This window comes from Acidithiobacillus sp. TH-A35, from assembly GCF_057473505.1.
Window position 1 is genome coordinate 1 of record NZ_JBYCKR010000122.1, and the last position, 4,923, is coordinate 4,923.

Genomic DNA, 4,923 nt, shown 5'->3' on the forward strand with positions numbered 1-4,923 from the left:
CCGCGCTCTTCGGACCGGGTAAACACGGCACTACCTTCGGCGGTGGGCCTCTGGTCTGCGCCGCCGCCCAGGCCGTGCTCGACACCATGCAGCAAGAGGCCATCCCCGCCCATGCGGAACAAATGGGGGTCCTGCTCCGTCAGCGTCTGCGCGCGCGCCTCGGCCAGCATCCCGAAGTGGTGGAGGTGCGCGGCATGGGTCTGATAGTGGGTATCGAACTGGCCCATAAGCCCGAGCGTCTGGTGGAACGCGCCCTGGAGGCAGGTCTGCTCATCAACGTCACTGCCGAACGGGTGATCCGTCTGTTGCCGCCGCTGATTCTGCAAGAGGCAGAAATCGACCTCCTCGTCGCTGGCCTGGCCAGCCTTCTGGAATCCGCGTCATGAACGTCCGTCACTTTTTGCGCCTCTCCGATCTCAGCCCCGCCGAACTGCGGGCGCTTCTGCAGCGCGCCATCGCCCTGAAGAAAATCCAGCGTGCGGGTGAGCACTACGCCCCTTGCGCGGGCCGGACACTGGCGATGATCTTTGAAAAATCTTCCACCCGTACCCGCGTGTCCTTTGAGACCGGTATGGCGCAACTGGGCGGTCACGCCCTTTTCCTCTCGCCACGGGATACCCAACTGGGGCGTGGCGAGAGCATCGAGGACACCGCCAGGGTGATCTCGCGCATGGTCGATATGGTGATGATCCGCACCTTCGGTCACGACAATCTCATCCGCTTTGCTGACGCCTCGCGGGTGCCGGTAATCAATGGTCTCTCCGACGACCACCACCCCTGTCAGCTCCTCGCCGACCTGATGACGGCGACGGAACACTGGGGTGACCTGCGCGGCAGGACCGTGGCCTATATCGGCGACGGCAGCAATAATATGGCCCACTCCTGGATGGAAGCCGCACAGATTTTCGACTTTCAACTGCGTATCGGCAGCCCGGCGGGTTACGCGCCGACCGCCGCGATGCTGCAGACCGGCGGTAATCACGTCACGATCCTGCATGATGCCGTGGCCGCGGTGCGCGGTGCCGACCTGATTGTCACCGACGTCTGGACCAGCATGGGTCAGGAAGAAGAGGCCGCCGCACGCAAGGCGATTCTCGCCCCCTTCCAGGTCAACGCCACGCTCATGGCCGCCGCGGCGGCGGACGCCTTGTTCATGCACTGCCTTCCTGCCCACCGTGGCGAAGAGGTCAGCGCCGAAGTCATCGACGGACCGCGGTCTGTCGTCTGGGAAGAGGCGGAAAACCGCCTCCACGCCCAGAAAGCCCTAATGGAATTATTATTTGGCATCGGCCCCGTGGCCGCACTGCAAGGAGATTGATGCATGGTCAAGAAAGTCGTTCTCGCCTATTCCGGTGGTCTGGATACCTCGGTCATCCTCAAGTGGCTGCAAGATCAGTACCAGTGCGATGTGGTCACCTTCACCGCCGACATCGGCCAGGGTGAAGAGCTGGAACCGGCGCGCGCCAAGGCCGAGAAGCTCGGCGCCAGGGAAATCTTCATTGATGATCTGCGCCAGGAATTCGTCCGTGATTACGTGTTCCCCATGTTCCGCGCCAACACCCTCTACGAGGGTGAGTACCTGCTGGGTACCTCCATCGCCCGGCCCCTCATTGCCAAGCGCATGGTAGAAATCGCCGCCGACGTGGGTGCCGATGCCGTCGCCCACGGAGCTACCGGCAAGGGCAACGATCAGGTGCGTTTTGAGCTGGGGGCCTACGCCCTCAATCCGGACATTCAGGTGATTGCCCCCTGGCGGGAATGGGACCTGAACTCCCGCGAAAAGCTCCTCGCCTATGCCGAACAGCATGGCATTCCAGTGGAACGCCACGGCAAGAAATCCCCCTACTCCATGGATGCCAACCTGCTGCATATTTCTTATGAAGGCGGTATTCTCGAAGACCCCTGGGCGGAAGCCGAAGACAGCATGTGGCGCTGGACCACGGCGCCGGAGCAAGCGCCAGATCAGCCCCGTTATCTGGAGATCACCTACGCGCACGGCGACCCCATTGCCATCGACGGCGAGCCGCTCAATCCCGCGCAGTTGCTGGCGCACCTCAACACCGTCGGCGGCGAGCATGGCATCGGGCGCCTGGATATTGTCGAAAACCGCTACGTCGGCATGAAATCCCGGGGCTGCTACGAGACTCCCGGCGGCACCATTCTGCTCAAGGCCCATCGCGCCATCGAATCCATCACCCTGGACCGGGAAGTCGCCCATCTCAAGGATGAGCTCATGCCCCGCTACGCCAGCATCATCTACAACGGCTTCTGGTGGAGCCCGGAACGCCGCGCCCTGCAGACGCTCATCGATCAGACCCAGCGACTGGTCAATGGCGTGGTGCGCCTCAAACTCTACAAGGGGAGTTGTATGGTGGTGGGACGGCAGTCGCAGGAGAGTCTCTTTGATCCACGTATCGCCACCTTTGAAGATGATGCCGGCGCCTACAATCAGAAAGATGCCGAGGGCTTCATCAAGCTCAATGCGCTGCGTCTGCGCATTGAAAAGCGTTTGCAGGGTTGACGGCGATGGCTCCCGAGCAGCATGTACCGGCCAACGCACTGGGCAAGGCCAGCCGCATCTCTCTGGACGGGCGACGCAGTGAACGCAGCGTTATTCTCGCCGATGGCAGCATGCACAGTCTCACCCTTCTGCACCCAGGCATCTATACTTTGAGCAGCGAAGTAACGGAAACCATCCAGATACTCAGTGGAATAGCCTACTATCGCGCCGAAGGGTCCAACGACACTCAGGAGTTGCATGCTGGCGACAGCATGGTCATTCCTGCCAACCAGAGCTACCGGCTAGAAGTGGTGGAGCCTCTGGATTACCTGCTTTCAAGTTAAGGAGATTCTCATGCGCATACTGCACACCATGCTTCGCGTCGTCGATCTGGATCGCGCCATCGCCTTCTACACGGAGGTGCTCGGCATGCATCTCCTGCGCCGTAACGATTATCCCGAGGGCGAATTTACCCTGGCCTTCGTCGGTTATCAGAACGAGAACGCCGGGGCGGTCATTGAGCTGACCTATAACTGGGGCGTGGAACATTACGACCTCGGCGACGGCTTCGGGCATATCGCCATTGAAGTAGAGGATGCCGTGGCGGCCTGTGACGGCATCCGCCAGCGGGGCGGGAAGGTGGTGCGCGAGGCGGGGCCCATGAAGCACGGCAACACCGTCATCGCCTTCGTGGAAGACCCCGATGGCTACCGCATCGAGTTGATCGAGCGCAAAGCAGACTTTGCCGAATATCCAGCCTGAACGGCTGGATGGGCACTAAAGGTCCGAAATCGGACCGCTCCTGTTATGTTATGTATAGAACCGGCCGTTACACATGTTGCTAACCAATTCGCATCGCTCATGGCCAAGCTGACTGGCTTGCCGTGAGTAGGGATGCCCAGTCATCAGACGGCCTTCCTCGTTCCAGCATTTTCCGAAATACAGCGTAGGGATCGGGCTTGCTGCCGGCGGAGCGCATGGTCTGTCCATCACTGACCCACGCATAGACAATGTCGGTACTCATCCAGCCCCGGATCCAGGGGCACGATCTCCAGGATCAAGTGACTCAGTGCGCGGTAGAGTTTGCCGTTGGCATTCGCTGCAAAGCCGACGGGGTCGGCGGCTAATGCACGATCCGTGGATCCGTTCAGAGGCTTTGTTTCTGAGGTTGCATGGCGGGAACACTGCCGCCGAACTCATCGAGCGCATTTCGTGGATATACGCATTGGTCGTTACAGGAGGTTTCCTTGACAGAATCCAATAAAACGTGGCCCATTGAAAAGACCTTGGCAGGTTTGCACACGAGTTCGGCCGGCCTGACACAGGGCGATGCTCAGAAACGACTGCAACAATATGGCGCCAATACCTTGCGGGAAGAAAAGGTTAGTCCTTTCATACGCTTTTTGCATTACTTCTGGGGGCCCATACCCTGGATGATCGAGGCGGCGGCCATCCTGTCGGCCATCGTGGAGCATTGGGCTGATCTGACCATCATTTCGTTGCTGCTGCTCTTTAACGCGGGCATTGGCTTTTGGCAGGAATACAAAGCCAGCAGCGCCCTGGAGGCGCTCAAGAGCCAGTTGGCTCTCAAAGCCCGTGTGCTACGGGACGGTCAATGGCAGGAGATCCTGGCGGCGGCTCTGGTACCCGGTGACGTCGTCCGGATCCGGCTGGGCGATATCATTCCGGCGGATGTGCAATTGCTGGAGGGCGATTATCTGAGTGTCGATTAGTCGGCCCTGACAGGAGAATCCCTGCCGGTCAGCAAGAAAGCAGGCGACGTTGCCTATTCGGGTACCGTCGCCAAGCAAGGCGAGATGGTGGCAGTTATCACTGCCACCGGTATGCACACCTTATTTCGGCAAAACGGCAGGCCTGTTGCAAAAGGCTGGGGCTGTATCGCACTTCCAAAAGGCGGTCCTGCGTATCGGTGACTACCTCATCTATATTGCTTTAGGATTAGTGGCTGTGCTGATCACGGTCGAACTATTCCGCGGGCAGTCTTTCCTATCCTTGTTACAGTTCGCCTTGATTCTTACGGTGGCCTCCATCCCCGTGGCCATGCCAGCGGTACTCTCGGTGACCATGGCCTTGGGTGCGCTGAAACTTTCGCGTATGAAGGCTATCGTCACCCGTCTGGAGTCCTTTGAGGAAATGGCGGGAATGCGGATTCTCTGTTCCGATAAAACTGGAACCCTCACCCAGAACAAGCTGACCCTCGGGACCCTGGAGCCAGCGTTGGGTATTACCCAGAAAGACGTCCTGCGCTGCGATTTATCGTATCGTCGAAACCATCCGCATTATGGTCTTCGTCGTGCTGGCCATGCTGATTTTCGATTTTTATCCCATCACCGCCATCATGATCATCCTGCTGGCGTTCTTTAATGATATGCCGATCATGGCCATCGCCACCGATAACACCT

At 59.3% G+C, this 4,923-nt stretch carries 7 protein-coding genes and 1 pseudogene; 7 read left to right on the forward strand and 1 reads right to left on the reverse strand.

The genetic code is table 11. The features are described 5' to 3' along the window. From AC2VNK_RS04370 to gloA, 5 genes are all read left to right on the forward strand, one after another. The coding region (locus tag AC2VNK_RS04370) for an aminotransferase class III-fold pyridoxal phosphate-dependent enzyme (protein WP_486882952.1) at positions 1–386 on the forward strand (386 nt) is incomplete at its 5' end. Then, positions 383–1,318, forward strand: coding sequence for an ornithine carbamoyltransferase (argF, locus tag AC2VNK_RS04375; RefSeq protein WP_486882953.1), 936 nt, complete (start codon positions 383–385; stop codon positions 1,316–1,318). The genes AC2VNK_RS04370 and argF, both read left to right, overlap by 4 nt. A gap of 3 nt (positions 1,319–1,321) precedes the next feature. Then, complete coding sequence (locus AC2VNK_RS04380) at positions 1,322–2,521, forward strand: argininosuccinate synthase (RefSeq protein WP_291521193.1); 1,200 nt, start codon at positions 1,322–1,324, stop codon at positions 2,519–2,521. A gap of 5 nt (positions 2,522–2,526) precedes the next feature. Next, entirely contained in the window at positions 2,527–2,844 is a 318-nt protein-coding gene (locus AC2VNK_RS04385) for a pyrimidine/purine nucleoside phosphorylase (RefSeq protein ID WP_291521191.1), read from the forward strand. A gap of 10 nt (positions 2,845–2,854) precedes the next feature. Beyond that, the gene (gene gloA, locus AC2VNK_RS04390) at positions 2,855–3,262 is read left to right on the forward strand and encodes a lactoylglutathione lyase (protein WP_291509226.1); all 408 of its coding nucleotides are present in this window, start codon (positions 2,855–2,857) and stop codon (positions 3,260–3,262) included. A gap of 97 nt (positions 3,263–3,359) precedes the next feature. Here the strand turns inward: gloA and AC2VNK_RS04395 are convergent, their stop codons facing one another. Next, positions 3,360–3,524, reverse strand: coding sequence for a type II toxin-antitoxin system YhaV family toxin (locus tag AC2VNK_RS04395; protein WP_486882954.1), 165 nt, complete (start codon positions 3,522–3,524; stop codon positions 3,360–3,362). A 271-nt stretch (positions 3,525–3,795) separates the two neighbouring features. Here AC2VNK_RS04395 and AC2VNK_RS04400 point away from each other — a divergent pair. Both AC2VNK_RS04400 and AC2VNK_RS04405 read left to right on the forward strand, forming a co-directional pair. Next, positions 3,796–4,434 (forward strand): annotated as a pseudogene (locus AC2VNK_RS04400) (HAD-IC family P-type ATPase). Continuing rightward, positions 4,379–4,885, forward strand: coding sequence for an HAD-IC family P-type ATPase (locus AC2VNK_RS04405; protein WP_486882955.1), 507 nt, complete (start codon positions 4,379–4,381; stop codon positions 4,883–4,885). Before AC2VNK_RS04400 ends, AC2VNK_RS04405 begins: the two are co-directional and overlap by 56 nt. Positions 4,886–4,923: the final 38 nt, after the last annotated feature.